Origin of the sequence: Paenibacillus amylolyticus (assembly GCF_003719335.1) — a bacterium.
Classification (GTDB): Bacteria; Bacillota; Bacilli; order Paenibacillales; family Paenibacillaceae; genus Paenibacillus; species Paenibacillus amylolyticus_D.
This window is the reverse complement of the sequence record NZ_RIAS01000026.1, coordinates 1-26,274: the sequence shown is the minus strand read 5'-3', so window position 1 is coordinate 26,274 and position 26,274 is coordinate 1. Positions and strand designations below refer to the sequence as shown.

Here is a 26,274-nt window from a genome sequence, read left to right as displayed (position 1 = left end):
TGTTCATTTATCTTCTTGTTTTCTTGTCATCATCAGTATGGCCTTTGTACGTACGGGTTGGAGCGAACTCACCCAGTTTGTGTCCGACCATGTCCTCAGTTACATACACTGGCACGTGTTTACGACCGTCGTAAACGCCAAATGTGTGTCCGATGAATTGTGGGAAAATTGTAGAGCGACGGGACCAGGTTTTGATAACGTTCTTCTTGCCTGATGCTTCCATCTCTTCTACCTTCTTGAGCATGTAGCCATCAATGAATGGCCCTTTTTTCAAACTGCGACTCATGTGGAGATCCTCCCTTCAAACATAGCTTTTATGCATCCGTAGATGCCTCACGAAGTTATGCACAGTGTGTATTACTTCGTGCGGCGACGGATGATGTATTTATCAGAAGCTTTATTTTTCTTACGCGTTTTGAAACCAAGAGTAGGTTTACCCCATGGTGACATTGGCGATTTACGTCCGATTGGAGCACGACCTTCACCACCACCGTGAGGGTGATCGTTAGGGTTCATTACCACACCACGAACCTCAGGACGTTGTCCCAACCAACGGCTACGACCGGCTTTACCGATTTTGATAAGCTCGTGGTCTTGGTTACCAACGGATCCGATTGTTGCGCGGCAAACTTTCAAAATACGACGAACTTCTCCGGAAGAGAGACGAACAGAAACGTATTTTTCTTCTTTACCAAGCAATTGAGCTTCTGTACCAGCAGCACGGACCAATTGTCCGCCTTTACCTGGTTTCAACTCGATGTTGTGGATAACGGTACCTACTGGAATGTTTTCAAGCGGCAGTGCGTTACCAATTTTAATGTCTGCGTCAGGACCAGAGAATACTTGATCTCCAACTTTCAGACCTTTAGGTGCGATGATGTAACGTTTCTCACCATCAGCATAGTGAATCAATGCAATGTTGGAAGTACGGTTCGGGTCATACTCAATTGTAGCAACGCGGCCCGGTATTCCATCTTTAGTACGTTTGAAGTCGATGATACGGTATTTACGTTTGTGTCCACCACCGTGGTGACGAACTGTAATTTTACCTTGGTTGTTGCGGCCTGCTTGTTTGCTCAGCGGGGCCAACAACGATTTCTCCGGCTTATCTGTTGTAATTTCCTCAAATGTAGAAACGGACATGTTCCGTCTTGCCGGGGATGTTGGTTTATACTTTTTGATTGGCACTAGTTTTCCCTCCTTACTTCAAAGATTTCAATTATACAGTTTCAAAGAACTCAAGCGATTTGCTGTCTTGCGTCAGTGTTACAAACGCTTTTTTCCATTCGCTTGTATATCCGGAATAACGTCCGTACCGTTTCGGTTTAGCTGGAACACGAAGTGTGTTCACGTTTTTCACTTTCACGCCGAAAATAGCTTCTACCGCTTTTTTGATCTCGGTTTTGTTTGCGCGGATATCGACTTCAAATACATATTTCAAGTCGTTCATCATGTCAGCAGTACGTTCCGTAATAATCGGACGTTTTACAATATCACGAGGATCCTTCATTACGCGAGCACCTCCTCTACCTTCTGAACTGCTTCTTTCGTAATGATCAGTTTGTCGTGCCCAAGCACGTCAAGAACATTAATGCCGTCAGCAGCTACGAATTTCACGCCAGGAATATTCCGTGCGGAAAGAGCTACATTATCATCATAGCTAGGTGCTACGATCAAAGCTTTGCGGCCTACTTTAAGATTATTCAAGATAGCTGCAAATTCTTTAGTTTTAGGCGAGCTCAATGTCAGAGCGTCCAAAACGATAATGTCATTGTCTTGCACTTTGGATGAAAGGGCAGATTTGATCGCCAGACGGCGAACTTTCTTAGGCAGTTTGTACGCATAGCTCCGTGGAGTTGGACCAAATACGATACCGCCGCCTTTCCATTGTGGAGAACGAATCGAACCTTGACGAGCGCGACCTGTACCTTTTTGTTTCCAAGGCTTACGTCCACCGCCACGTACTTCAGAACGTCCTTTTACTTTGTGGGTACCTTGACGAAGGGAAGCGCGTTGCATAAGAACTGCATCGTACAGAACGTGTTGATTCGGCTCAATACCGAATACCGCATCATTCAGTTCAACTTCACCTACTTGGCTACCATCTACATTGTAAACTGATACTTTTGGCATTTTGTGTTCCTCCTTTCTTCTAGTGGTTATTTTTTCACCGTTTCTTTGACTTTTACAAGACTGTTCTTCGGTCCAGGAATGGAACCTTTCACGAGGATCACGTTACGTTCAGCGTCTACTTTAACAACCTCAAGACGTTGGATTGTAACCGTATCATGTCCCATGTGTCCTGGCAGGCGTTTGCCTTTAGGAACGCGGTTAGCTTGGATCGAACCCATCGAACCTGGGCCACGGTGGTAACGCGAACCGTGTGACATAGGTCCAGTGCTTTGTCCCCAACGTTTGATAACGCCGGCAAAACCTTTACCCTTAGAAATACCTGTTACGTCAACGAACTCGCCTTCAGCGAAAATGTCAGCTTTCAATTCTTGGCCAACTTCATATTCCGCGATGTTGATGCCGCGAAGCTCACGAACGTAGCGCTTAGGTGCAGTATTCGCTTTTTTAGCGTGTCCTGCTTCTGGCTTGTTAGCATTTTTCTCTTTCTTATCGGAGAAACCGATTTGAACTGCTTCGTAGCCATCGTTCTCAATATCTTTCTTTTGTAAAACAACACAAGGACCTGCTTCGATAACCGTTACTGGAACTACGTTACCTTCAGCGGTAAACACTTGAGTCATTCCAAGTTTTTTTCCTAAGATACCTTTCATGTTGACACCTCTTTTCCTTTATACGTGGTCTTGTTTTATTGCTATATATTACAATTTAATTTCGATATCTACACCGGACGGCAGATCCAAGCGCATCAAGGCATCCACAGTTTGTGGAGTCGGGTTAACGATATCGATCAAACGCTTATGAGTGCGTTGCTCGAATTGCTCCCGAGAATCCTTGTACTTGTGCACCGCACGAAGAATAGTAATGATTTGTTTTTCAGTAGGAAGCGGAATCGGACCGGATACACCTGCACCCGAACGTTTTGCTGTTTCAACGATTTTCTCCGCGGATTGATCAAGAATTCTGTGGTCGTAAGCTTTCAAACGAATACGAATTTTTTGCTTTGCCATTTTAGTCCCTCCTTCTATCGCCCAATTTTTTATCGGACATACTCCGTGAAAATTTTCTAACCACTCTCCCATGGCAAAGGGGCCGGGTGTGTCAGTAACCTCTCACATCATCGCAACGTCACAAGAACAACATTCATTATTATATAGAAAAGATGGGCATATTGCAAGCATATTTAAAAAAAACATTTAAACTGGTCTTTTCAAAAGAATTGACTCTGTTTAGTACAATGTTCTCCCCAATATCCAGGCTGCCTAACCTATCAATCTATAAGATGAATTTTGTTCATTTTAGATGACGCAGGTTCCGAAACGTTAACATAATAAAAGAGTTCTTTATCCGATGTCGGATAAAGAACTCTTCCGAAGCTTCGTTACAATACAATGTTACTCGTTACAGTACACTGTTGCTTATACTCATTTGGCAAAAGCCAAATTATTTTTGGATCGATGCTACGGAACCCGCACCAACTGTACGTCCACCTTCACGAATAGAGAACTTAGTTCCTTCTTCGATCGCGATAGGAGAAATCAGTTGAACAGTAACCGTGATGTTGTCACCAGGCATTACCATTTCAGTGCCTTCTGGCAAGTTGATGATACCCGTTACGTCAGTTGTACGGAAGTAGAACTGTGGACGGTATCCAGTGAAGAAAGGCTTGTGACGGCCACCCTCTTCTTTAGTCAAAACGTAGATTTGAGCAGTGAATTCTGTGTGTGGTTTAACAGATGCTGGTTTAGCAAGTACTTGACCACGCTCGATTTGAGTACGGTCAACACCACGCAACAATGCACCGATGTTGTCACCCGCTTGTGCGGAATCCAACAATTTACGGAACATCTCAACGCCCGTAACTACGGATTTTTTAGTTTCTTCAGTGATACCAACGATCTCGATCTCTTCGCCGACTTTAACAGTACCACGCTCTACACGACCTGTAGCAACGGTACCACGACCAGTGATGGAGAATACGTCCTCGACAGGCATCAAGAAAGGCTTGTCAGTTTGACGTTCAGGCAGTGGGATGTAAGTGTCGATTTCTTTGAACATCTCAACGATTTTTTGAGCCCACTCACCATCAGGGTTTTGCAGAGCTTCACGAGCGGATCCACGAGTGATTGGAGTGTCATCACCTGGGAACTCGTATTCGTTAAGAAGGTCGCGAACTTCCATCTCAACCAGTTCCAACAACTCTTCGTCTTCAACCATATCACATTTGTTCAAGAAAACAACAATGTAAGGTACGCCTACTTGACGGGAGAGCAAGATGTGCTCACGAGTTTGTGGCATTGGGCCGTCAGCTGCGGATACTACCAGGATAGCTCCGTCCATTTGTGCCGCGCCAGTGATCATGTTTTTAACATAGTCGGCGTGACCTGGGCAGTCTACGTGAGCGTAGTGACGAGTGTCAGTTTCATACTCAACGTGTGAAGTTGAGATTGTGATACCGCGCTCGCGCTCTTCTGGAGCTTTATCGATTTGATCAAAAGCAATTGCCGCACCACCGTAAGTTTTAGACAATACAGTTGTGATTGCAGCAGTCAGAGTTGTTTTACCATGATCGACGTGACCAATAGTACCAATGTTAACGTGTGGTTTATTACGTTCGTATTTAGCCTTTGCCATTTGAACGTGGCCTCCTTAAAATTTATAATTTTATGTTTTCACTGAATGCAGTGCTTCAAACCAGGTTTCAAGCACAAGCATTCAGTGTGAGAAAACTACTCGGTGCCTTTTGTTTTGGCAACGATCTCTTCAGCGATGCTCTTAGGGACTTCTTCATAGTGAGAGAGTTCCATGGAGAACACGCCGCGTCCTTGAGTACCGGAACGAAGAGTTGTAGAGTAACCAAACATCTCAGAGAGAGGTACCTTAGCACGGATGATTTGAGCTCCACTACGGGAATCCATACCTTCAATGCGGCCACGACGGGAATTCAACATACCCATTACGTCACCCATGTACTCTTCTGGAACAGTTACTTCTACTTTCATGATAGGCTCAAGCAGAACTGGACTACATTTGTCTTTCGCTGCTTTCAGCGCCATTGATCCGGCAATTTTAAATGCCATCTCGTTGGAATCGACATCATGGTAAGATCCGTCTACGATAGTAGCCTTAACGTCTACAAGCGGAAAGCCTGCGATAACGCCGTTTTTCATTTGCTCTTCAATCCCTGCCAGTGCAGGTTGAATGTATTCTCTTGGTACGGAACCACCGACAACCTTACTTTCGAACTGGCTGCCTGTACCCGGCTCGAGAGGTTCGAATTCAACCCATACGTGACCGTATTGGCCACGACCACCGGATTGACGTACGAATTTACCTTCAACGCGCGCTGGAGCACGGAATGTTTCGCGGTAAGCTACTTGTGGTTTACCCACAGTAGTGTCCACCTTGAACTCACGACGCATACGGTCGATGATGATATCAAGGTGAAGCTCACCCATACCCGCCAAGATTGTTTGGCCTGTTTCTTCGTCAGTATGAGCGCGAAGAGTTGGATCCTCTTCCGTCAACTTACCGAGAGCTACACCCATTTTATCTTGGTCAGCTTTGGTTTTAGGTTCAACAGCGATTTCGATTACCGGATCAGGGAAATTCATCGATTCCAGGATAACCGGGTGTTTCTCATCACATAGTGTATCACCTGTACCTGTATCTTTCAAACCAACCGCTGCTGCGATATCACCAGAGTAAACTTCAGTGATTTCTTGACGGCTGTTTGCGTGCATTTGAAGGATACGACCGATACGCTCACGTTTGTTTTTAGTTGCATTCAATACATAAGATCCGGATTGAAGTACGCCGGAATATACGCGGAAGAATGTCAATTTACCAACGTAAGGGTCAGTCATGATTTTGAAGGCCAATGCAGAGAATGGCTCTTCATCGGAAGACTTACGAACCGTTTCAGTTCCATCTTCAAGGTGTCCAGTGATAGAAGGAACATCGGTTGGAGCTGGCAAGTAATCGATAACAGCGTCCAACATCAGTTGAACACCTTTGTTACGGTATGATGAACCACAGATAACTGGGAAAATTTTAACTTCTACTACACCTTTACGGAGAGCGCCTTTGATCTCATCAACTGTGATCTCTTCGCCTTCCAGGTATTTCATTGTCAATTCTTCATCCAGCTCTGCAACGCGCTCAATGAGCTCGTTACGCAGTTCTTCAACTTGGTCTGCAAACTCTGCAGGAATTTCGGTTTCTTCAATATCTTGTCCCAGGTCATCTTTGTACATATGAGCCCGTTGTGCAACGATATCGATGATACCTTTGAAATCATTTTCAGCACCGATTGGAAGTTGAATCGCAACAGCGTTCGCTTGAAGGCGATCACGCATGTCAGATACAACGTTCAAGAAGTCAGCACCGATGATATCCATTTTGTTTACATATGCGATACGAGGTACGCCGTACTTATCAGCCTGTCTCCATACAGTTTCAGACTGAGGCTCAACGCCTTCTTTCGCACTGAATACACCTACTGCTCCGTCCAATACACGAAGGGAACGTTCAACTTCAACAGTGAAGTCAACGTGTCCCGGGGTATCAATGATATTTACGCGGTGACCTTTCCAAGCAGCGGTAGTCGCAGCGGATGTAATCGTAATTCCGCGCTCCTGCTCCTGTTCCATCCAGTCCATTGTCGCAGCGCCTTCGTGAACTTCACCGATTTTGTGCGTACGTCCTGTGTAAAACAAGATCCGCTCAGTTGTCGTGGTTTTACCCGCATCAATATGAGCCATGATCCCGATATTACGTGTATTTTTCAAGGAGAACTCTCTAGCCATGAAATGGGTCTCCCTTCAAAATTGAAGTTTATTTTTGTGAACTGAATCCTACCAACGGTAGTGAGCAAACGCTTTGTTCGCTTCAGCCATTTTGTGCGTATCTTCACGTTTTTTAACGGAAGCGCCTGTGTTGTTGGAAGCGTCGATGATCTCAGCCGCCAAACGCTCTTCCATTGTTTTCTCACCGCGGTTGCGGGAGTAGTTCACGAGCCAACGTAATCCCAAAGAAGTACGTCTCTCTGGTTTTACCTCGATTGGTACTTGGTAGTTGGAACCGCCGACACGGCGAGCTTTAACTTCCAGGACTGGCATGATATTTTTAATTGCTGCTTCAAATACTTCCATCGGGTCATTACCCGTACGTTCTTGAATCAACTTGAACGCATTATACAGAATACTTTGAGCAACACCGCGTTTTCCGTCGAGCATGATGCGGTTGATCAAACGAGTAACCAACTTGGAGTTGTATACCGGATCTGGCAACACGTCTCTTTTCGTAACTGGACCTTTGCGTGGCATGGATATCCCCCTTTCTTTCTTGTTCAGCAGTTCCTGTACCTTCTAGACCTAAGCCAGAAGGCTTTCAGGCAATCTGCTTATCATAATTAGGCTTTTTTAGCTTTTGGACGTTTCGCGCCGTATTTAGAACGAGCTTGCATACGGTTGTTAACACCTGCAGTATCGAGAGCTCCACGAACGATGTGATAACGAACCCCTGCAAGGTCTTTTACTTTACCTCCACGGATCAATACCACACTGTGCTCTTGAAGGTTATGTCCAATTCCCGGGATATAAGCAGTTACCTCGAGACGGTTCGTCAAACGAACACGGGCATATTTACGAAGTGCAGAGTTCGGTTTACGAGGCGTCATTGTACCTACACGAGTGCAGACACCACGTTTTTGTGGGGCACTGATGTTAGTGGATTCACGTTTCAAAGCGTTGAACCCTTTTTGCAAAGCTGGTGATTTTGACTTTTCAACTTTAGCTTGACGTCCTTTACGAACCAGTTGGTTAATAGTTGGCATGTGATTGCCACCCCCTTCCTCAATTATTAATGTTTCTTTACAAACCTTTATCTAAGCCCACAGACCCAGGCGGTTCATAAAAAGACAAATGAAAAGTTTTTGCCTTGGAGAATCCTTAAATGTTCTCGGACAAAAACGTTCCTTACCGTATCATTTTACGACAGCAGCCATCGCTGCTCCCACTCCAATCCCGCACGCTTTGCCGAGATTTTTCATAGTGTCCACTTTCGTGTACTTCACATTGTGTTGTTCACACAAAGCAATGATTTTGGAAGTGAGCTGCGGATCACTATCTTCTGCGACATAGACTTCTGAAGCCATCCCTGTCTGCACTGTCCGCATGGTCTGTTTGGTACCAATCTTGACATGAGCATCTTGCAAGCCTTTTTCATTAGACATCATACATTCCTCCGAATAGGACCAATTACAATCAGCTGCCCACGCACCTTTGATATATTATCATCTAGCGCAAGCATTTGTCAATGTTATTTCAAAAAGTTTTTATAAAGTTTGTGTACATCAGGATTCGTCCGCTTGGATATTACAAACGTCGCTTCCTGACATACACATTCTTTAATTCCTAAGAAAGAGGAAATCTATCTTAGTCTACCGAAACTGGCTCCAATTCTTCTACAGAAGATTGGCCATCTTCAGGCTCAGCAAATTTGATACTGCGGTAACGGTTCATACCCGTACCAGCAGGGATCAACTTACCGATGATAACATTTTCCTTTAGACCGAGCAACTGATCGACTTTACCTTTGATCGCTGCATCTGTCAGTACACGTGTTGTCTCTTGGAACGATGCCGCAGAGAGGAAGGAGTCTGTTTCAAGGGATGCTTTTGTAATACCGAGCAAGATTGGTTTTGCAACCGCAGGCTCTTTATCACTCAGAATCGCAATTTTGTTCGCTCTTTCATACTCATGCGTATCTACAAATGATCCCGGCAACAGCGTTGTATCTCCCGCATCAACGATACGGATTTTACGCAACATTTGACGGATCATAACTTCAACGTGTTTGTCATTGATTTCTACGCCCTGGTTACGGTATACGCGCTGTACTTCCTGCAAAATGTAGTTCTGTACGCCACGTACGCCTTTAATGCGCAACATTTCTTTCGGGTCGATAGAACCGTCTGTCAACTCGTCACCCGCTTCAATTTCCATGCCTTCGCTTACGCGGACACGGGAACCGTAAGTAACAGAGTACACTTTGGATTCTGCTTCGCCTTGAATTTCGATTTCACGACGATCTTTCGCTTCGCGAATCTCTTTAACCACACCGTCAATCTCACTGATCGTTGCTTGACCTTTAGGATTACGGGCCTCAAACAACTCCTGAATACGCGGCAAACCTTGCGTGATGTCGTCTCCGGCTACACCGCCGGTATGGAACGTACGCATTGTAAGCTGTGTTCCTGGCTCACCAATGGATTGTGCAGCAATGATACCAACCGCTTCACCAATTTCCACGTGTTTACCTGTCGCAAGGTTGCGACCATAACACTTCTTGCAGACACCATGACTTGCACGGCAGCTGAGAACGGAACGGATTTGCAATTTAGTTACGCCAGCTTTGATAATCGCTTCTGCTTTGTCAGAGTCGATCAACTCATTGCGGCCAGCGATAATTTCTTTTGTTTCCGGATGACGGACAGTTTCGAAGCAGTATCTGCCTTCAATACGGTCGTAGAGATCTTCAATAACCTCTTTACCATCCTGGATACGACTAACTGTAAAGCCTTTATCTGTACCACAATCGTCTTCACGCACAATTACGTCTTGGGCTACGTCTACGAGACGACGAGTCAGATAACCTGAGTCGGCTGTACGCAGGGCTGTATCCGCGAGACCTTTACGCGCACCGTGAGTGGAAATAAAGTACTCGAGTACTGTCAGTCCTTCACGGAAGTTCGATTTGATTGGGAGTTCGATAATACGACCAGACGGGTTGGCCATCAGACCACGCATACCACCCAATTGAGTGATTTGTGATTTGTTACCCCGTGCTTTGGAGTCAACCATCATCATAATCGAGTTGTAGCGATCCATGGATTTCATCAGGATATCCGTGATGTCGTCTTTAGATTTTGACCAGATATCAATGATACGGTCATAGCGCTCTTCATTCGTAATCAAACCACGACGATACTGGTTTGTAACGATCTGAGCTTTATCTTCGGACTGTCTGAGGATTTCAAATTTCTCAGGTGGAACGACAACGTCGGACACGGCTACGGTAATACCAGCACGCGTCGAGTACGTGAATCCAAGTTGTTTGATCTTATCCAAAATAACCGCAGTTTCGGTTGTATGATAAATTTCAAAACAACGAGCGATGATGGAACCGAGGTATTCTTTGCCGACACCGCCAGCTTGAGGAGCATTCATAATAGCTTCTCTCAAGTCAGCACCTTTCTCATAAACAAATGAATGATCCGCTGTACCTTGATACAGGTTTGCGCGAGTCGCATCATTGATATAAGGGAAGCTTGCCGGGAAAATTTCATTAAAGATAATTTTGCCGACCGTTGTCAACAACATACCTTTTTGTTGCTCTTCCGTGAAGCTTGTTTTACCAAGTGCTCTAACCGGAATAGCGACACGCGCATGCAGTCCAGCAGTACCCCGTTGGTATGCAGATACAGCCTCATTGACTGTACGCAGAACCATACCTGTACCCTTCTCTTCTTTGTTGTCCATCGTTAGATAGTACGAACCAAGAACCATATCCTGGGAAGGAGTTACAACCGGTTTGCCGTCTTTCGGGTTCAAAATGTTACCTGATGCAAGCATCAGGATACGTGCTTCCGCTTGAGCTTCAGCGGACAATGGAACGTGCACGGCCATTTGGTCACCGTCAAAGTCGGCATTGTATGCCGTACATACGAGCGGGTGAAGACGAATCGCTTTACCTTCAACCAGAATCGGTTCAAACGCCTGAATACCGAGACGGTGAAGCGTAGGGGCACGGTTCAGGAGAACTGGATGCTCCTTAATTACTTCTTCAAGAACATCCCATACTTCAGGACTTACACGCTCAACTTTACGTTTTGCGCTTTTGATGTTGTGGGCTAGCCCTTTATTCACAAGCTCTTTCATCACAAAAGGCTTGAACAGTTCCAGTGCCATGTCTTTAGGCAGACCGCACTGATACATTTTCAGGTAAGGTCCGACAACGATAACGGAACGGCCGGAGTAGTCAACACGTTTACCGAGCAAGTTTTGACGGAAACGTCCTTGTTTACCTTTCAGCATGTGGCTGAGAGATTTCAAAGGACGGTTACCCGGACCTGTAACAGGACGTCCACGACGACCGTTATCGATCAAAGCGTCAACTGCTTCCTGCAACATCCGTTTTTCGTTTTGCACGATGATATCTGGCGCGCCCAGGTCAAGCAGACGTTTCAGACGGTTGTTCCGGTTAATTACACGGCGGTACAGGTCGTTCAAGTCAGACGTAGCAAAACGTCCACCATCCAGTTGTACCATCGGACGAAGTTCCGGCGGAATGACAGGAAGTACATCCATGATCATCCACTCTGGGTTGTTGCCAGAGTTGCGGAATGCTTCGATTACTTCCAAACGTTTAATTGCACGGTTACGACGTTGTCCTTGTGCAGTGCGGAGCTCTTCCTTCAGGAATTCAAGCTCTTTCTCTACATCAAGGTCTTGAAGCAATTTTTTAACTGCTTCTGCACCCATGCCGGCTTGGAAGCCGTATCCGTATTTTTCACGGTAGCTGCGATATTCCTTCTCGGACAACAGCTGTTTTTTCTCCAGTGGAGTTTCTCCTGGATCAGTTACTACATATGATGCAAAATAAATGATCTCTTCGAGAGATCTTGGAGACATATCCAATGCGAGACCCATACGGCTCGGAATACCTTTGAAGTACCAGATATGCGATACCGGAGCAGCAAGCTCAATATGGCCCATCCGTTCACGACGGACTTTCGCACGTGTTACTTCAACGCCACAGCGATCACAGACAACGCCTTTATAACGAACGCGTTTGTATTTACCGCAATGACATTCCCAGTCTTTTGTAGGGCCAAAAATCTTTTCGCAGAACAGCCCTTCTTTTTCCGGTTTCAACGTACGATAGTTGATCGTTTCCGGTTTTTTCACTTCTCCGCGGGACCAAGAACGAATTTTCTCTGGGGAAGCAAGCCCGATCTTCATGTATTCGAAATTGTTGACGTCCAACAAGGAGCAACCCTCCTTAACCTAATTCCTGTATTCTAGGTTACGCTTGCTCCAGCCGAAGCCGGAGCAAAACGTGAGCCTGATGAAAAACGCCGGTCATCATGCGCCCGAAGCGATTATTCCGCTCCGACCTCTGTACCCTCAAGGTTGAGGCTGAGCTTATCGCTCGCAGCGTCATCTTCATCGTCCATTTCTTTCATTTCAATCTCTTGCTCATCTTCACTCAAAATCTTAACGTCCATACCCAAGCTTTGCAGCTCTTTGATCAATACTTTGAACGACTCAGGAACACCTGGTTCCGGTACGTTCTCACCTTTGACAATGGACTCGTACGTTTTCACCCGACCAACAACGTCATCGGATTTAACCGTCAAGATTTCTTGCAGAGTATAAGCGGCACCATATGCCTCAAGCGCCCATACTTCCATCTCTCCGAAACGCTGTCCACCAAATTGGGCTTTACCACCCAGCGGCTGTTGCGTAACAAGTGAGTAAGGACCTGTGGAACGGGCATGGATTTTATCGTCAACCATGTGTGCCAGTTTGATCATGTGCATGACACCAACGGTAACTTCACGTTCAAACTCTTCACCAGTACGGCCATCATACAGGACGGTTTTACCGTTACGTTGCATACCTGCTTCTTCCATTGTATCGAAGACGTCATACTCCTTCGCACCGTCGAATACAGGTGTTGCTACGTGGATACCCAGCTGCATTGCTGCCATACCCAAGTGAACTTCAAGCACTTGACCGATGTTCATACGGGAAGGTACGCCCAGTGGGTTAAGGACGATTTGAACCGGTGTACCGTCTGGCAGGAAAGGCATATCCTCTTCTGGCAAGATGCGGGCCACGACCCCTTTGTTACCATGACGTCCGGCCATCTTATCACCCTCGGAAATTTTCCGTTTTTGGGCAATATAAACACGAACGAGCTGGTTCACACCTGGTGGCAGTTCATCTCCGTTTTCACGGGTAAATACTTTCACGTCAACGACGATACCATCGGTACCGTGAGGTACACGCAAGGATGTATCACGTACTTCACGTGCTTTTTCACCAAAGATTGCATGCAAGAGACGTTCTTCTGCAGTCAGTTCGGTTACGCCTTTTGGTGTAACTTTACCAACGAGAATGTCGCCAGCAGCAATTTCAGCACCGATGCGGATAATACCGCGCTCATCCAGATTACGCAACGCTTCTTCCCCAACGTTAGGGATATCACGTGTGATCTCTTCTGGTCCGAGCTTGGTATCACGAGCTTCCGACTCATATTCCTCGATGTGGATGGATGTGTATACATCTTCTTTAACGAGTTTTTCGCTGAGTAGGATCGCATCCTCATAGTTGTAACCTTCCCATGTCATGAAGGCAACTACTACGTTGCGCCCAAGAGCAAGTTCACCCATTTCCGTCGAAGGACCGTCAGCAAGGATGTCGCCAGCTTTAACAGCAGCGCCTCTTTTTACGATCGGACGTTGGTTGATGCATGTTCCTTGGTTCGAACGCATAAATTTGTGTAATTTATATTTAACGATATCGCCTTTGACTTCTTGACCGTCTACCTCTTCAACACGACGAAGCCAGATCTCGTTCGCGGAGGAACGTTCAATAATTCCGTCATAATCGGCAACAATACATACACCGGAGTCTTTCGCAGCTTTGTGCTCCATACCTGTTCCTACAAGCGGAGCTTTAGGAATCAAGAGTGGAACCGCCTGCCGTTGCATGTTTGATCCCATGAGGGCACGGTTGGAGTCATCGTTCTCAAGGAACGGAATGAGCGCTGTAGCGACCGATACAACCTGCTTAGGTGATACGTCCATGTAGTCCACTCGTTCACTCGGCATCGTAAGGATGTTATCCGACTGTTTGTTGTAACGTACAATGATCGCGTCTTCTGCAAAAGTGCTATCTTCGTTCAGCTTCGCATTCGCCTGAGCGATAACATAGTTGTCCTCTTCGTCTGCTGTCAGGTAATCAATTTGCTCAGTGACAACACCCGTCTTCGGATCAACCCAACGATATGGAGCTTCAATGAAGCCATATTCGTTCACACGCGCAAACGTCGACAAGGAGTTGATCAAACCGATGTTTGGTCCCTCTGGTGTCTCGATCGGGCACATCCGTCCATAGTGGGATGGATGGACGTCACGGACTTCCATGCCGGCACGCTCACGAGTCAAACCGCCCGGTCCGAGTGCGGACAGACGACGTTTATGCGTCAACTCGCCCAGTGGGTTCGTTTGATCCATAAACTGTGACAATTGGGAGCTACCGAAGAACTCTTTAATCGATGCGATTACCGGACGGATGTTGATCAATGCCTGTGGTGTAATGACATTTGCATCCTGGATGGACATTCTTTCACGAACCACACGCTCCATACGGGATAGACCGATACGGAACTGGTTTTGCAAAAGTTCACCCACAGAACGCAGACGACGGTTACCCAGGTGGTCGATATCATCCGTGCTTCCGATGCCGTGCAACAAGTTCAGGAAGTAACTGATGGAAGAGATGATATCCGCTGGCGTGATGTTTTTCACGGACTTGTCAATGTCGCCATTGGCAATCAGCTTAACCACTTTACCATCTTCAATTGGTGAAAACACATCAATGGTTTGCATCGGGATATCATTGGCATCCAAAACGCCGTTGCCCACGTGATATGTGCGGAAGCCGACGCTTTTCTCCAGGTAAGGCATGATTTCGTCGAGCAAACGACGGTCTACCATTTGACCTGCTTCTGCAATGATTTCGCCTGTTTCAGCGTCGATCAAAGACTCAGCCAAACGCTGATTAAACAAACGGTTTTTGATGTGAAGTTTTTTGTTGATTTTGTAACGACCTACGTTTGCAAGGTCATAACGTTTTGGATCAAAGAAACGTGCAACGAGCAAGCTTTTCGCGTTATCCAGCGTTGGTGGCTCGCCTGGACGAAGGCGCTCATAGATCTCGATGAGAGCTTTCTCGGTGGAATCCGTGTTGTCTTTGTCCAGTGTGTTACGGATATATTCGTCATTACCGAGCAAATCCAGAATCTCAGCGTCTGTGCCAAAACCAAGGGAACGCAGGAGAACCGTAACCGGAATTTTACGTGTACGGTCGATCCGGACATAAACAACATCCTTCGCGTCCATCTCCAGCTCCAACCAAGCGCCGCGGTTAGGAATTACTGTAGCGGTATACGTTTTTTTCGCGTTCTTATCTACTTTGGTACTGAAGTAAACGCTAGGAGAGCGAACCAACTGGCTGACAATAACCCGTTCAGCACCATTAATAATAAATGTGCCGGTGCTGGTCATCAGCGGGAAATCTCCCATGAATACTTCCTGCTCTTTGACTTCTCCGGTTTCCTTATTAATGAGCCGGACTTTCACCCGAAGTGGTGCTGCATAAGTAACGTCACGCTCTTTCGCGTCGTCTACTGTATACTTCGGTTCTCCGAGACTGTAATCGATAAATTCCAAAATCAAGTTACCTGTAAAATCCTGGATCGGCGAGATATCCTGGAACATTTCGCGCAACCCTTCCTCCAAAAACCAATCATACGATTTTTGTTGGATTTCAATCAGGTTCGGAACTTCGAGTATCTCGTTAATTCGTGCATAACTGCGCCGAGTGCGTCGACCATATTGAACAAGATGTCCTGCCAACTTAAACTCACCCCTCAATGTCTACTCACTTTAAAAATTTCGTTGCGAACCTCTGTTTGTAACCTTATAATGGTACACATACAGAGCAAAGCAATGCACCCGCAAATAAAGAAAAGCCCTTACTCGAAATGTCGTTCGATAAAAGAGCAACTTTGATCGGCGGATGTCTTTCCAAATCATTCTTATCCCCAGTTTGCCCAAAATGTACATATTATACGCCAAACATAGGCATAATAAGCCCGGTTCGGCGTAAAAAAAGGTTGACATTTTTAGTTAGCTAAAGCCAAGTAGGGCATCTTAATACTGACATTTTACAACTATACCACGGCTTGAATTTCAAGTCAATAGTCCTATTGCAAAAAAAATGATCCCCTGCTTACTTTACAAATTCGAATGAACCTCTCACAGTTCCTCTACTCTTCTTTCACCGCTTTGAAAATTCGGTAGCCCTTATCCTTCGTCACTTCTTCCACTCGTGTAAACAACGATTCCAACTTCGCTTTCGCAGAAGGTGCACCTTGTTTCTTTTGAATAACAATCCATAACGATCCGCCTACCTTCAAATGGTCATACGCCTGCTCAAAGATCGTGTGAACCGTTTCTTTGCCAGCTCGAATTGGAGGATTAGTTAAGATCACATCGAAATCCTGCTGCTTTACTTCAGTCAGTAGATTGCTCTGCAGTATAGTAACATTGGCAATGCCATTCCCTCTGGCATTTTCTTTGGAAAGCTCAATCGCTCTTTCGTTGATGTCGATCATGGTGACATGCCCATCCGGTACAAGTTTTGCCGCTGTAAGCCCGATTGGCCCGTAACCACATCCCACATCGAGAACATGAGCGCCTGACGGCAGTTCCATCGCATCAATCAATACCCTGCTGCCATAATCGATTCCATTTTTGGAAAAAACACCAGCATCCGTCACCAATCGCAGACTCATTCCGCGAAGTACCGTTTCCGCAGCCTTGCGATCATGTGCTACTTGTGGTTTGTCCGAATAATAATGATTGGACATGCACTCACTCACTTTCCACAGTTACATTTACAGCAACAAACCCCTTGATATAAGTCAAGGGGTTTGTTGTTTTATTCATTCAGCTTGGATAAGCTAAATTATTTAACTTCGATTGTAGCGCCAGCTTCTTCAAGCTTAGCTTTGATTGTTTCTGCTTCTTCTTTAGAAACTTTTTCTTTCAATGCTTTTGGAGCGTTGTCAACTACTTCTTTAGCTTCTTTCAAGCCAAGACCAGTGATTTCGCGAACTGCTTTGATAACGTTGATTTTGGAAGCGCCAGCGCTTGCCAAGATTACGTCGAACTCGGATTGCTCAGCTTCAGCTGCAGCAGCGCCGCCACCTACAGCAGCTACTGGAGCTGCAGCAGTTACGCCGAATTCTTCTTCGATTGCTTTAACAAGATCGTTCAGTTCCAGTACAGTCATGCCTTTGATTGCTTCCAAGATTTGCTCTTTACTCATGATTGAACCTCCATATATAATTTTATTTTTTGTATTCCATTACTGTTAGGCAGTATTCAGATCAAGTAGCTTATGCGCCTTGTTCTTCTTTGTCTGCAACAGCTTTAACCGCAAGCGCGAAGTTGCGCACTGGCGCTTGAAGCACGCTGAGGAGCATAGAGAGGAGACCTTCGCGTGATGGCAGTTCTGCCAACGCTTTAACTTCTTCTTCTCCAATTACGCGACCTTCTACGACAGCACCTTTCAATTTCAGTGCATCGTTCTTTTTCGCGAAGTCGTTCAGAATTTTGGCTGGAGCTACAGCATCTTCTCCGCTGAATGCAATCGCAGTAGGACCTGTCAGAACGCTATCGAGTTCTGTCAATTCTGCTGCTGCAGTTGCACGGCGAAGCAATGTGTTTTTCAGCACTTGGAATTCGATTCCGGCTTCACGAAGCTGCTTGCGCAGTTCAGTAGCTTGGGCAACGTTCAATCCGCGGTAGTCAACAACAACGGTTGTCACGCTTTCGCGCAATTTTGCTGTTACAACATCAACGGACTCTTGTTTTGCTTGAATCACTTTTGCGTTTGCCAATCTGTACACCTCCTGATCAAATTTATCCCATTAAGAAAAGCCTCCGTAGAATCACGAAGGCTTGATATATACTCGCAACCGATTTGCATCGTTCAAGTTGTATAATCACACCTCGGTAGGAAATTAAGCCACAGGGCACCTACTGTCTACGGCAAGCATATTCAAATGTCAACGGTCAGTCACTCGGACTCACAACTTTTATAGAATATCAGAACAGGGCGAACCTGTCAAGAACATTTTATCTAAAAGCTGCTGCGTTCACGCGTGCGCCAGGGCCCATCGTAGAAGAAAGACTTACGTTCTTCAGATAAACACCTTTAGATGCCGCCGGTTTAGCACGGTTCAGAGCATCCATGAGAGCTTTGAGGTTCTCATTCAATTGCTCGGAAGAGAAAGAAGCTTTACCGATCGGTGCATGAATTTGACCTGCACGATCCAGACGATATTCGATTTTACCGGCTTTGATTTCTTGAACAGCCTTAGTTACATCGAAAGTTACCGTTCCGGCTTTAGGGTTAGGCATCAGGCCTTTACCGCCGAGCAGACGGCCCAATTTACCTACTTCACTCATCATATCCGGTGTCGCTACGCAGACGTCGAATTCGAACCAGCCTTGTTGGATTTTGTTGATCATGTCTGCATCACCAACATAGTCCGCGCCAGCCGCTTCCGCTTCTTTCGCTTTGTCACCTTTTGCAAATACCAATACGCGTTGTGTTTTACCTGTACCGTGTGGCAAGACAACAACACCACGTACTGCCTGGTCTTGCTTACGAGGGTCTACACCCAAACGAACTGCTGCTTCGATAGTCTCATCGAATTTTGCAGTAGCTGCCTTTTTCACAAGCTCTACAGCTTCTGAAGGCTCGTAAGTCGCTTCGCTGTCGATCAGCTTAGCAGCTTCCAGGTATTTTTTACCGTGTTTAGCCATGTTTTATTCCTCCTTTGTGGTTTTAGCGGATATACCTCCCACATTGACCGGCCGCGAATCGGCCGGCTTTACGAAGCCATGTTTCGTGTGAAAATTAGTCTTCGATGGTGATACCCATGCTGCGGGCAGTACCTTCAACCATACGCATTGCGGACTCAACGTCAGCAGCATTCAGGTCAGGCATTTTTGTTTCCGCGATTTGACGTACCGCATCACGTTTAACGGTAGCAACTTTTTTCTTATTCGGCTCGCCGGATCCTTTTTCAACTTTCGCTGCCACTTTCAACAGAACTGCTGCAGGTGGAGTTTTAGTGATGAATGTAAAGGAACGGTCCTCGAATACAGAAATTTCAACTGGAATGATCAATCCTGCTTGATCAGCTGTACGAGCGTTGAATTCTTTACAGAATGCCATGATGTTGACACCTGCTTGACCCAATGCCGGACCTACTGGTGGTGCTGGATTTGCTTTACCTGCTGGAATCTGCAGTTTTACCATTTTGATTACCTTTTTTGCCATGATAGACACCTCCTTGCAAAATAGTGGTTAACGGGCCTCACAGCCCTCCCACAAGAAACTTGAAGAAACTATATCTTCTCCACTTGGGTGTATTCCAACTCAAGCGGTGTTTCCCGTCCAAACATGTTAACGTGTACCTTGAGCTTGCTCTTGTCTACCAAAATCTCTTCCACGGAGCCCACAAAATTCGCAAAAGGACCGACTTTAATGCGTACGGATTCCTTAATATCGAATTCAATTTTAGGCTTAGGTTCAACCATACCCATGTGCTTCAGAATTTGTTCCACTTCTTCTGGCAACAAGGCTGTTGGTTTGGAACCGGAACCTGTCGAACCGACAAAGCCGGTAACACCTGGTGTATTGCGAACAACATACCAAGAATCATCCGTCTGAACCATTTCGACCAAGACATAACCGGGGTAAACTTTACGCATAACGGTCTTTTTCTTACCGTCTTTGTTTACCACTTCTTCTTCCATCGGAACAAGAACGCGGAAAATCTTGTCTTCCATGCCCATGGACTCTACGCGTTTTTCCAAATTGGCTTTGACCTTATTTTCATACCCTGAGTAGGTATGAACGACGTACCATCTTTTTTCCATATCAAGCCACCTGGGACCCTTCTTAAATAATCGCTTCGATCACAGCGGAGATGCCGATATCTACGACCCAAAAAAACAGCGTCATAACCACAACAGTACCAAGTACGATTAACGTGTAGTTCGTCAGCTCTTTACGATTAGGCCAGCGAACCTTTTTAAGTTCAGCCCAGCTTTCAGAGAAAAAGGAAATCAGAGATTTGAAACTACGTTTCACGCCGACTACACCTCCAAAAAACTATCTGGTTTCGCGATGAGAAGTCTGCTCGTTACAAAACTTGCAAAATTTCTTCATCTCCATGCGGTCGGGGTGATTACGCTTGTTTTTTGTCGTAGTGTAATTTCTTTGTTTGCAGTTCGTACAAGCCAAAGTAATAATTACCCGCATGATGTACACCTCCCGAAGACTTCCACATTGAAGCAGAGTCTCTAAATTGATCCTGAAAAAAAAGCCGTAAAATAGGCCTACCTAAAACACTTTATCACAAGGGTATAAGCATGTCAACGAAAGAATAACCTTTCGTAGATGGGTATTAATTCCGCACAAAACGCAACGTATCTCTCATCTCTGATTTTTTCACTGCTCCAGTATGAACCGAGCGATTACTATTATTTATCAAACCTTAACAATATAAACTACAGACAATAAAAAAAGACTCAAACACCGAGCCTTTTCCATCAACGACAACAACCTTTGTTCAATTATCTCGAACTTCCAGGTACTTTTCAAGTTTGCGCTTTACACGCTGCAATGCATTATCGATAGATTTTACATGACGATCCAAATCCACTGCAATCTCTTGATAAGATCTCCCGTCAAGGTACAACATCAGTACTTTACGTTCCAGGTCACTCAAAATCTCGGACATTTTATCTTCCAGGCCTACGAACTCCTCCTGGTTAATAATCAATTCTTCCGGATCACTGACCTGAGTTCCACAAATCACATCGAGTAACGTACGATCAGACTCTTCATCATAAATGGGCTTGTCCAGAGATACATAAGAATTAAGCGGAATATGCTTCTGACGTGTGGCTGTCTTGATCGCCGTAATAATCTGTCGCGTAATGCACAGTTCGGCAAATGCCTTGAAAGAAGCAAGCTTGTCCCCTTTGAAATCACGAATGGATTTGTAAAGGCCAATCATTCCTTCTTGAATAATATCTTCCCGGTCAGCTCCGATCAAAAAATAAGATCTTGCCTTGGCGCGTACAAAGTTGCGATACTTGTTGATCAAAAACTCCAGCGCTTCGCTCTCGCCTTCACGGACCGCTTCGACAATGTCTTCGTCACTTTGGTAATCATACTTGGATAACATGATATCTTTGAGGTCGACACTCACAGACAATCCCTCCGGCTGCAACGCAAGGTACCCCGTTACTCTACTCTATGAAATATACGAACAGTATATATGATGGTACCTCCCACCGTCAACCACGGCATCCCTAAAAAAGAATAGCTATAACATAATTGTCAATAGTTTCAATATTGTAAAATTTGTAAGAAACCCGCTGTCAGCCTCTTCTCCAGCGTTCAAATTGCTTTAATACATCCGGGCTTAATTTGCCCCCGATTGTATTCCGTGTCGATCTTGCCCGATCCTCTGCAACCCGTTGTTGCAATTCTTTTTCATTTTGTTCCACTTCAATCAGCAGTTCTCTGGCAGATATACGCAGTGCTCCCTGTCCAAAGATGACATGTTGCTCTACCATATCGCTGGTTGCTACATAGATTTGGCGTCTTCGCATGCTTAGTTCCCGAACGAGTCTCTCGATACATTCGTCTGCCGTCTCTTTTTCCTTCGTAAAATGAACTTGAACTTTGCTCTGTGTAAAGGATTTACCGAGTCCTGGCACAAGGTAGGCGTCAAACACAACAATGACTCGGCGACCGGAGAAAGCCTGATAGTCCGCAAGCCGGAAGAGTAGCCTATTCCGCGCCTCTTCCAACCCACTTTCGGCTAGTTTGGATAATTCCGGCCAGCCGCCAATCATGTTATACCCGTCTACAAGAAGCACATCACGGGAATCAGCCATATCATCTATTCCTGCTCTTGGCGAGCACGAAGCACCTCATACATAACAACACCAGCTGCCACAGAGGCATTCAGGGAATTAATCTGACCTTGCATAGGCAATTTAACCAGCACATCGCATTTCTCGCGAATAAGTCGTCCCATACCTTTATTTTCATTCCCGATGACGAGTGCAACCGGCCCTGTAAATACCCCATTGCCAAATACACCTTCACGCGCGGTAACATCCGTACCTACAACCCATACGCCTTCTTCCTTCAAACGATCAATTGTCTGCGCCAGATTGCTTACACGAGCGACTGGAACATACTCTGCTGCACCTGCCGATGTCTTAGACACCGTTGCAGTGACAGAGGCTGAACGCCGTTTAGGAACAATGACGCCGTGAGCTCCTGTGCAATCCGCTGTACGCAAGATGGAACCCAAATTATGAGGGTCTTCAATCTCATCCAGCAAAATTAAAAACGGATGTTCATTTTTAGATTTGGCTGCTTCCAGAATATCTTCAACCTCAGCATAGGCATAAGGTGCTGCCTGAGCAACTACACCTTGATGTTGGATACCAGGAACCGTCTGATCCAGCTTGCGCTTGTCCACATGCTGAATGACAATCCCTTGTTTTTTGGCTTCCGCAATAATCGGTTGCGTCAAATGTTTCTGAGCCGTATCAGCAATCCATATTTTATTAATGGTCCGGCCTGATCGCAACGCCTCCGTTACGGAGTGTTTACCGGCAATCCATTCTTCTTCCATCCTCATTCGTTCCTCTCTGTATTGCTTATTATATATATTTCAACCCCTGAAGCTATTTTGACGTTGATGCAGATGCTTGCTCCGCCATCTCAATGCCCAGCCCGATCAGTTGAATCATGCGATCATGCTGACTACTGCTATACAGATAACCGATCAGACATTCAAACGCCGTTGCATGTCTGTACTCCAGCACATCTGCATTTTTGGGAACACTGCCCGATTTGGCATTCCGCCCTTGCCGCACCACATCCTGCTCTTCTTCTGACAGTTCAGCCTCAATACTTGTCAGTATGCGGCTTTGTGCTTTGGCAGATACCAGTTTGGTTGCACTGCGGTGCAGATGGTTAGGACGCATGTTCGCTTTGGATAACAGATACTGTCTCACGGCAACCTCATATACCGCATCACCGATGTAAGCCAGTGCGATTGGCGGAATCAATCGTGCAGGTCTGGAAGGTGGATAAGGAAACCATCCCCCCTCCAGTTCATTAACCTGATTATTAATTACACGTCGCTCGGCCTGTTCACCCCGCTCGACAGAACCAGACAAAACATTCTCTTTTTCTTCACTCATTTGCGCCGCCATCTCATTCCCTGTGCGGTATCCTCCAGCAGAATCCCTTGAGCAGATAGTTCATCACGAATTTCATCTGCACGAGCCCAGTTCTTCGACTTACGTGCCTCCACACGCTCCTGGATCAAGCGTTCAATGTCCTCATCCAGAAGCTCTGGTTCAACGTCCGTGTAGATTCGAAGCACAGCATTGAGTTCTCCGAACAGCTCAAGCAGTGCCTGAATTTCAGCGGCATTGACCACATCTTGCTGCAACAACTGGTTCGCTTCCGCAGCCCACTCGAACAACGCCGTGATTGCATCCGGTGTATTAAAATCATCCTGCATTTTTTCATGATATTGCTGTCGAATCTGGTCTAGTCTTGCTGAAAATTCCGGTGTAAGCTCCTGATTAACAGACACAGCTCCTAGGCGATGTTTCAGGTTACCTACTGCATTCGCAATCCGATCCACACTGTTTTGCGCCTGTTCCATCGTATCTTCCGTGAAATTTAGCGGGTTACGATAATGGGTAGACAACATAAAGTAACGAATCGCTTCACGTTTGTACTGATTACGCAGATCTTTTACCAGAACACCGTTACCGAGAGATTTCGACATTTTTTCGTTATCAATACGAATAAAACCGTTATGCATCCAGTAATTCGCCAAAGGTGAACCTGTGATTGCCTCAGACTGCGCGCATTCGCATTCATGGTGAGGGAACTGCAAATCCTGTCCTCCCCCGTGAATATCAAGCGTGTCGCCAAGGTATTCTCTCGCCATGGCAGAGCACTCAATATGCCAGCCTGGACGACCGTCTCCCCAAGGGCTGGACCAGAAAATCTCGCCTGGTTTGGCCGCTTTCCAAAGCACAAAATCTTCCGGATGTTCCTTCCGTTCATCTACACCGATCCGAATACCGAATTGCAACTCCTGCAGGTTCTGTTTCGACAATTGACCGTATTTTTCGAACTTTCCTGTTCGATAATATACGTCACCGCCATTTTCATATGCGAAACCTTTTTCAACGAGTTCACCGATAAAATCGATAATAAGCGGCATATTCTCTGTTACCCGTGGATTACTGCTGGCTTTAGGAATCCCGAGTCCTTCCAGATCCGCGTAATAAGCGGCAATAAATGTTTCAGCCACATGCGGAACGTCGGTGCCCAGTTGCTCTGCTTTGCGAATCAGTTTGTCATCGACATCGGTGAAGTTCACGACATAATTCACTTCATGTCCGGTCTGCTCCAGATATCCACGAACTGTGTCGAAAAAGATCACCGGACGTGCATTGCCGATATGAATGTAGTCATAAACGGTTGGTCCGCATACATACATTTTCACTTTGCCAGGCTCTTGCGGAACAAACTCCTCTTTGGTGCGACTCATCGTATTATAAATCTGAAGCGTCATAGTCACTTTTCCTTTCGTTCTAAACTACTTTTACTTGATTCCATGGTTTATGTTGATCGATGGAGTTATGTGCATTTCTCAGATTCTCGCGTATTTTGCAAAGTTCGCACTTCTTCCTGCAGCCGTTCAATCTCGCGCTGCATGCTGCGCAATGAATCAATGACCGGATCGGGCAATTGTTGATTAAGACGATCCACCCTCCGTCCATCCTGTTTGACGATTCTACCTGGAATCCCTACCACCGTGCTATTTGCAGGGACTTCTTTCAGTACAACGGAGTTTGCTCCGATGTTGCTTTGATCCCCAACACGAAATGATCCCAGCACCTTTGCACCAGATGAGATAACCACATTATTACCAATCGTGGGGTGTCTCTTTCCTTTTTCTTTCCCTGTTCCGCCAAGAGTTACCCCCTGATAGATCACGACATCGTCACCAATCTCACAGGTTTCTCCAATAACAACGCCCATTCCGTGGTCAATGAACAAACGTTCCCCAATCGTAGCTCCAGGATGAATCTCTATCCCTGTCATAAACCGACTAACCTGTGATACGAACCGGGCAAGCGAGTACCATCTTCGTTTGTATAGATTGTGAGCAAATCGATGGGCCCATATGGCATGCAGCCCTGAATACGTAAATACGACTTCAAACCAACTCCGGGCGGCCGGATCATTTTCAAAGACCGTCTGGATATCGGATCTGATCTTTTTGAACATGCTCGTTCCCCTCTTGTTCCGGTTCTCGTCCTCCGGGTTCGCCGGACGGCGTGTTCCTTGGTAGTATACTTGCGCACTCGCATAAACAAAAAACGCCCCTGCAGCACGAAGCTGCAGAGGCGTTAGTCGCGGTCCCACTCTGCTTGGCTCATTCCTCATTCTTGAATAAAATGAATGAACCCTCTGGCGGCTCGGTAACGGGAACCAGTCGTCGCCATCTATCCTGACGTTTTCCTCTATTCTATGAATAGAAGCGGGGCCGGATTCGACGGTGCAGCTCACGGGTGCATTTCAGACTGCTGGACAGTGGATGGCTTGCAGCCACCACTCATTTGAACAGATATAATCTCTGTACATGTGTGGGGCCATCCTCTCTGGATCTGTCCAAATCAGCTTACTTCTCCCGGTCTTTGCTGTTCTATATGAACGTATTATGACAATTCAACCTTGTGTTGCTATTATAGCGAAAAGCCTTCTCACTGACAACCGGCAGAATCCAATTACATAGGTTGAACTAATGGATAGATAGTTACACTCGTGCCAGCAAACGCTGGGTGACAGTATCGCGGCCCAGTAGCACAATGGTCTGATTGAGATCACGTCCATGTGTCTGTCCAGTCAAAGCAACACGGATTGGCATAAAGAGCTGTTTGCCCTTGAAGCCTGTTTCCTTCTGCACTTCCTTGATCAATGCAGCCATTTTACTCGGCGTAAATTCGTCACTTGCCTGCACTTTATCCGCAAATGCCTTCAATACGGTTGGAACCTGCTCTTCAGCAAGCACCGCAGCGCCTTCGCTTTCCAGTTCAACTTCGGAACGGAAGAACACTTCCGACAGTTCTACGATATCGGA

27 protein-coding genes, 1 pseudogene and 1 other annotated feature are annotated in these 26,274 nt (G+C 46.0%); all 28 genes and pseudogenes read right to left on the bottom strand.

Going from position 1 to position 26,274, the window contains the following annotated elements:
* Nucleotides 1-7: 7 nt before the first annotated feature.
* A complete protein-coding gene (gene rpsS / locus EC604_RS27935; protein ID WP_056697694.1) occupies nt 8-286 on the bottom strand; it encodes a 30S ribosomal protein S19 in 279 nt (92 codons plus the stop codon).
* A 71-nt stretch (nt 287-357) separates the two neighbouring features.
* A complete protein-coding gene (gene rplB / locus EC604_RS27930) occupies nt 358-1,188 on the bottom strand; it encodes a 50S ribosomal protein L2 (protein ID WP_111271026.1) in 831 nt (276 codons plus the stop codon).
* Nucleotides 1,189-1,219: 31 nt separating this feature from the next.
* Nucleotides 1,220-1,510, bottom strand: coding sequence for a 50S ribosomal protein L23 (gene rplW / locus EC604_RS27925; protein ID WP_090924675.1), 291 nt, complete (start codon nt 1,508-1,510; stop codon nt 1,220-1,222).
* On the bottom strand, nt 1,510-2,133 hold the full coding sequence (gene rplD, locus EC604_RS27920) for a 50S ribosomal protein L4 (RefSeq protein ID WP_110899280.1): 624 nt from the start codon (nt 2,131-2,133) through the stop codon (nt 1,510-1,512). The genes rplW and rplD overlap by 1 nt, the downstream gene beginning before the upstream one ends.
* Nucleotides 2,134-2,159: 26 nt before the next feature.
* Complete coding sequence (gene rplC / locus EC604_RS27915) at nt 2,160-2,783, bottom strand: 50S ribosomal protein L3 (protein ID WP_123067253.1); 624 nt, start codon at nt 2,781-2,783, stop codon at nt 2,160-2,162.
* Nucleotides 2,784-2,831: 48 nt separating this feature from the next.
* Nucleotides 2,832-3,140, bottom strand: a complete 309-nt coding sequence (gene rpsJ, locus EC604_RS27910) for a 30S ribosomal protein S10 (RefSeq protein ID WP_017692074.1) — start codon at nt 3,138-3,140, stop codon at nt 2,832-2,834.
* Between the two features lie 433 nt (nt 3,141-3,573).
* Nucleotides 3,574-4,764 (bottom strand): elongation factor Tu, encoded by a 1,191-nt coding sequence (gene tuf, locus EC604_RS27905; RefSeq protein ID WP_123067252.1) that lies wholly within the window; start codon nt 4,762-4,764, stop codon nt 3,574-3,576.
* Between the two features lie 95 nt (nt 4,765-4,859).
* Entirely contained in the window at nt 4,860-6,938 is a 2,079-nt protein-coding gene (gene fusA, locus EC604_RS27900; RefSeq protein WP_123067251.1) for an elongation factor G, read from the bottom strand.
* 48 nt (nt 6,939-6,986) lie between these two features.
* Nucleotides 6,987-7,457: a 30S ribosomal protein S7 gene (gene rpsG / locus EC604_RS27895; protein ID WP_123067250.1), complete on the bottom strand. Its 471-nt coding sequence runs from the start codon at nt 7,455-7,457 to the stop codon at nt 6,987-6,989.
* Between the two features lie 86 nt (nt 7,458-7,543).
* Nucleotides 7,544-7,966, bottom strand: a complete 423-nt coding sequence (rpsL, locus tag EC604_RS27890; RefSeq protein ID WP_017692070.1) for a 30S ribosomal protein S12 — start codon at nt 7,964-7,966, stop codon at nt 7,544-7,546.
* 150 nt (nt 7,967-8,116) lie between these two features.
* Nucleotides 8,117-8,365: a ribosomal L7Ae/L30e/S12e/Gadd45 family protein gene (locus EC604_RS27885; protein WP_090924680.1), complete on the bottom strand. Its 249-nt coding sequence runs from the start codon at nt 8,363-8,365 to the stop codon at nt 8,117-8,119.
* A 202-nt stretch (nt 8,366-8,567) separates the two neighbouring features.
* Nucleotides 8,568-12,182 (bottom strand): DNA-directed RNA polymerase subunit beta', encoded by a 3,615-nt coding sequence (rpoC, locus tag EC604_RS27880; RefSeq protein ID WP_123067249.1) that lies wholly within the window; start codon nt 12,180-12,182, stop codon nt 8,568-8,570.
* Between the two features lie 113 nt (nt 12,183-12,295).
* Nucleotides 12,296-15,841, bottom strand: a complete 3,546-nt coding sequence (gene rpoB / locus EC604_RS27875; protein ID WP_123067248.1) for a DNA-directed RNA polymerase subunit beta — start codon at nt 15,839-15,841, stop codon at nt 12,296-12,298.
* A gap of 413 nt (nt 15,842-16,254) precedes the next feature.
* On the bottom strand, nt 16,255-16,857 hold the full coding sequence (locus EC604_RS27870) for a class I SAM-dependent methyltransferase (protein WP_123067247.1): 603 nt from the start codon (nt 16,855-16,857) through the stop codon (nt 16,255-16,257).
* Between the two features lie 98 nt (nt 16,858-16,955).
* A complete protein-coding gene (gene rplL, locus EC604_RS27865; protein ID WP_090924684.1) occupies nt 16,956-17,318 on the bottom strand; it encodes a 50S ribosomal protein L7/L12 in 363 nt (120 codons plus the stop codon).
* Between the two features lie 70 nt (nt 17,319-17,388).
* Nucleotides 17,389-17,892 carry a 50S ribosomal protein L10 gene (gene rplJ / locus EC604_RS27860; RefSeq protein ID WP_123067246.1) on the bottom strand — a complete coding sequence of 168 codons (504 nt, stop codon included), beginning with the start codon at nt 17,890-17,892 and terminating at the stop codon, nt 17,389-17,391.
* A 23-nt stretch (nt 17,893-17,915) separates the two neighbouring features.
* Nucleotides 17,916-18,062, bottom strand: a sequence feature (ribosomal protein L10 leader region).
* Between the two features lie 68 nt (nt 18,063-18,130).
* Nucleotides 18,131-18,823, bottom strand: coding sequence for a 50S ribosomal protein L1 (gene rplA, locus EC604_RS27855; RefSeq protein ID WP_123067245.1), 693 nt, complete (start codon nt 18,821-18,823; stop codon nt 18,131-18,133).
* 94 nt (nt 18,824-18,917) lie between these two features.
* On the bottom strand, nt 18,918-19,343 hold the full coding sequence (rplK, locus tag EC604_RS27850) for a 50S ribosomal protein L11 (RefSeq protein WP_017692062.1): 426 nt from the start codon (nt 19,341-19,343) through the stop codon (nt 18,918-18,920).
* Between the two features lie 68 nt (nt 19,344-19,411).
* The gene (nusG, locus tag EC604_RS27845) at nt 19,412-19,945 is read right to left on the bottom strand and encodes a transcription termination/antitermination protein NusG (protein ID WP_024633599.1); all 534 of its coding nucleotides are present in this window, start codon (nt 19,943-19,945) and stop codon (nt 19,412-19,414) included.
* A gap of 22 nt (nt 19,946-19,967) precedes the next feature.
* A complete protein-coding gene (gene secE, locus EC604_RS27840; protein WP_024633600.1) occupies nt 19,968-20,159 on the bottom strand; it encodes a preprotein translocase subunit SecE in 192 nt (63 codons plus the stop codon).
* Nucleotides 20,160-20,180: 21 nt separating this feature from the next.
* Nucleotides 20,181-20,330, bottom strand: a complete 150-nt coding sequence (gene rpmG, locus EC604_RS27835; protein WP_072735843.1) for a 50S ribosomal protein L33 — start codon at nt 20,328-20,330, stop codon at nt 20,181-20,183.
* Between the two features lie 310 nt (nt 20,331-20,640).
* The gene (gene sigH / locus EC604_RS27830) at nt 20,641-21,285 is read right to left on the bottom strand and encodes an RNA polymerase sporulation sigma factor SigH (RefSeq protein ID WP_024633601.1); all 645 of its coding nucleotides are present in this window, start codon (nt 21,283-21,285) and stop codon (nt 20,641-20,643) included.
* A 172-nt stretch (nt 21,286-21,457) separates the two neighbouring features.
* Nucleotides 21,458-21,979 (bottom strand): NYN domain-containing protein, encoded by a 522-nt coding sequence (locus EC604_RS27825; RefSeq protein WP_123067244.1) that lies wholly within the window; start codon nt 21,977-21,979, stop codon nt 21,458-21,460.
* Nucleotides 21,980-21,984: 5 nt separating this feature from the next.
* Nucleotides 21,985-22,731 carry a 23S rRNA (guanosine(2251)-2'-O)-methyltransferase RlmB gene (gene rlmB / locus EC604_RS27820; RefSeq protein ID WP_123067243.1) on the bottom strand — a complete coding sequence of 249 codons (747 nt, stop codon included), beginning with the start codon at nt 22,729-22,731 and terminating at the stop codon, nt 21,985-21,987.
* 52 nt (nt 22,732-22,783) lie between these two features.
* Complete coding sequence (locus tag EC604_RS27815) at nt 22,784-23,305, bottom strand: Mini-ribonuclease 3 (RefSeq protein WP_240037267.1); 522 nt, start codon at nt 23,303-23,305, stop codon at nt 22,784-22,786.
* The gene (gene cysS, locus EC604_RS27810; RefSeq protein WP_123067242.1) at nt 23,302-24,702 is read right to left on the bottom strand and encodes a cysteine--tRNA ligase; all 1,401 of its coding nucleotides are present in this window, start codon (nt 24,700-24,702) and stop codon (nt 23,302-23,304) included. The genes EC604_RS27815 and cysS overlap by 4 nt, the downstream gene beginning before the upstream one ends.
* A gap of 65 nt (nt 24,703-24,767) precedes the next feature.
* Nucleotides 24,768-25,421, bottom strand: a complete 654-nt coding sequence (gene cysE, locus EC604_RS27805; RefSeq protein WP_090924690.1) for a serine O-acetyltransferase — start codon at nt 25,419-25,421, stop codon at nt 24,768-24,770.
* Between the two features lie 529 nt (nt 25,422-25,950).
* A pseudogene (locus tag EC604_RS27800) lies at nt 25,951-26,274 on the bottom strand (glutamate--tRNA ligase); the annotation flags it as partial.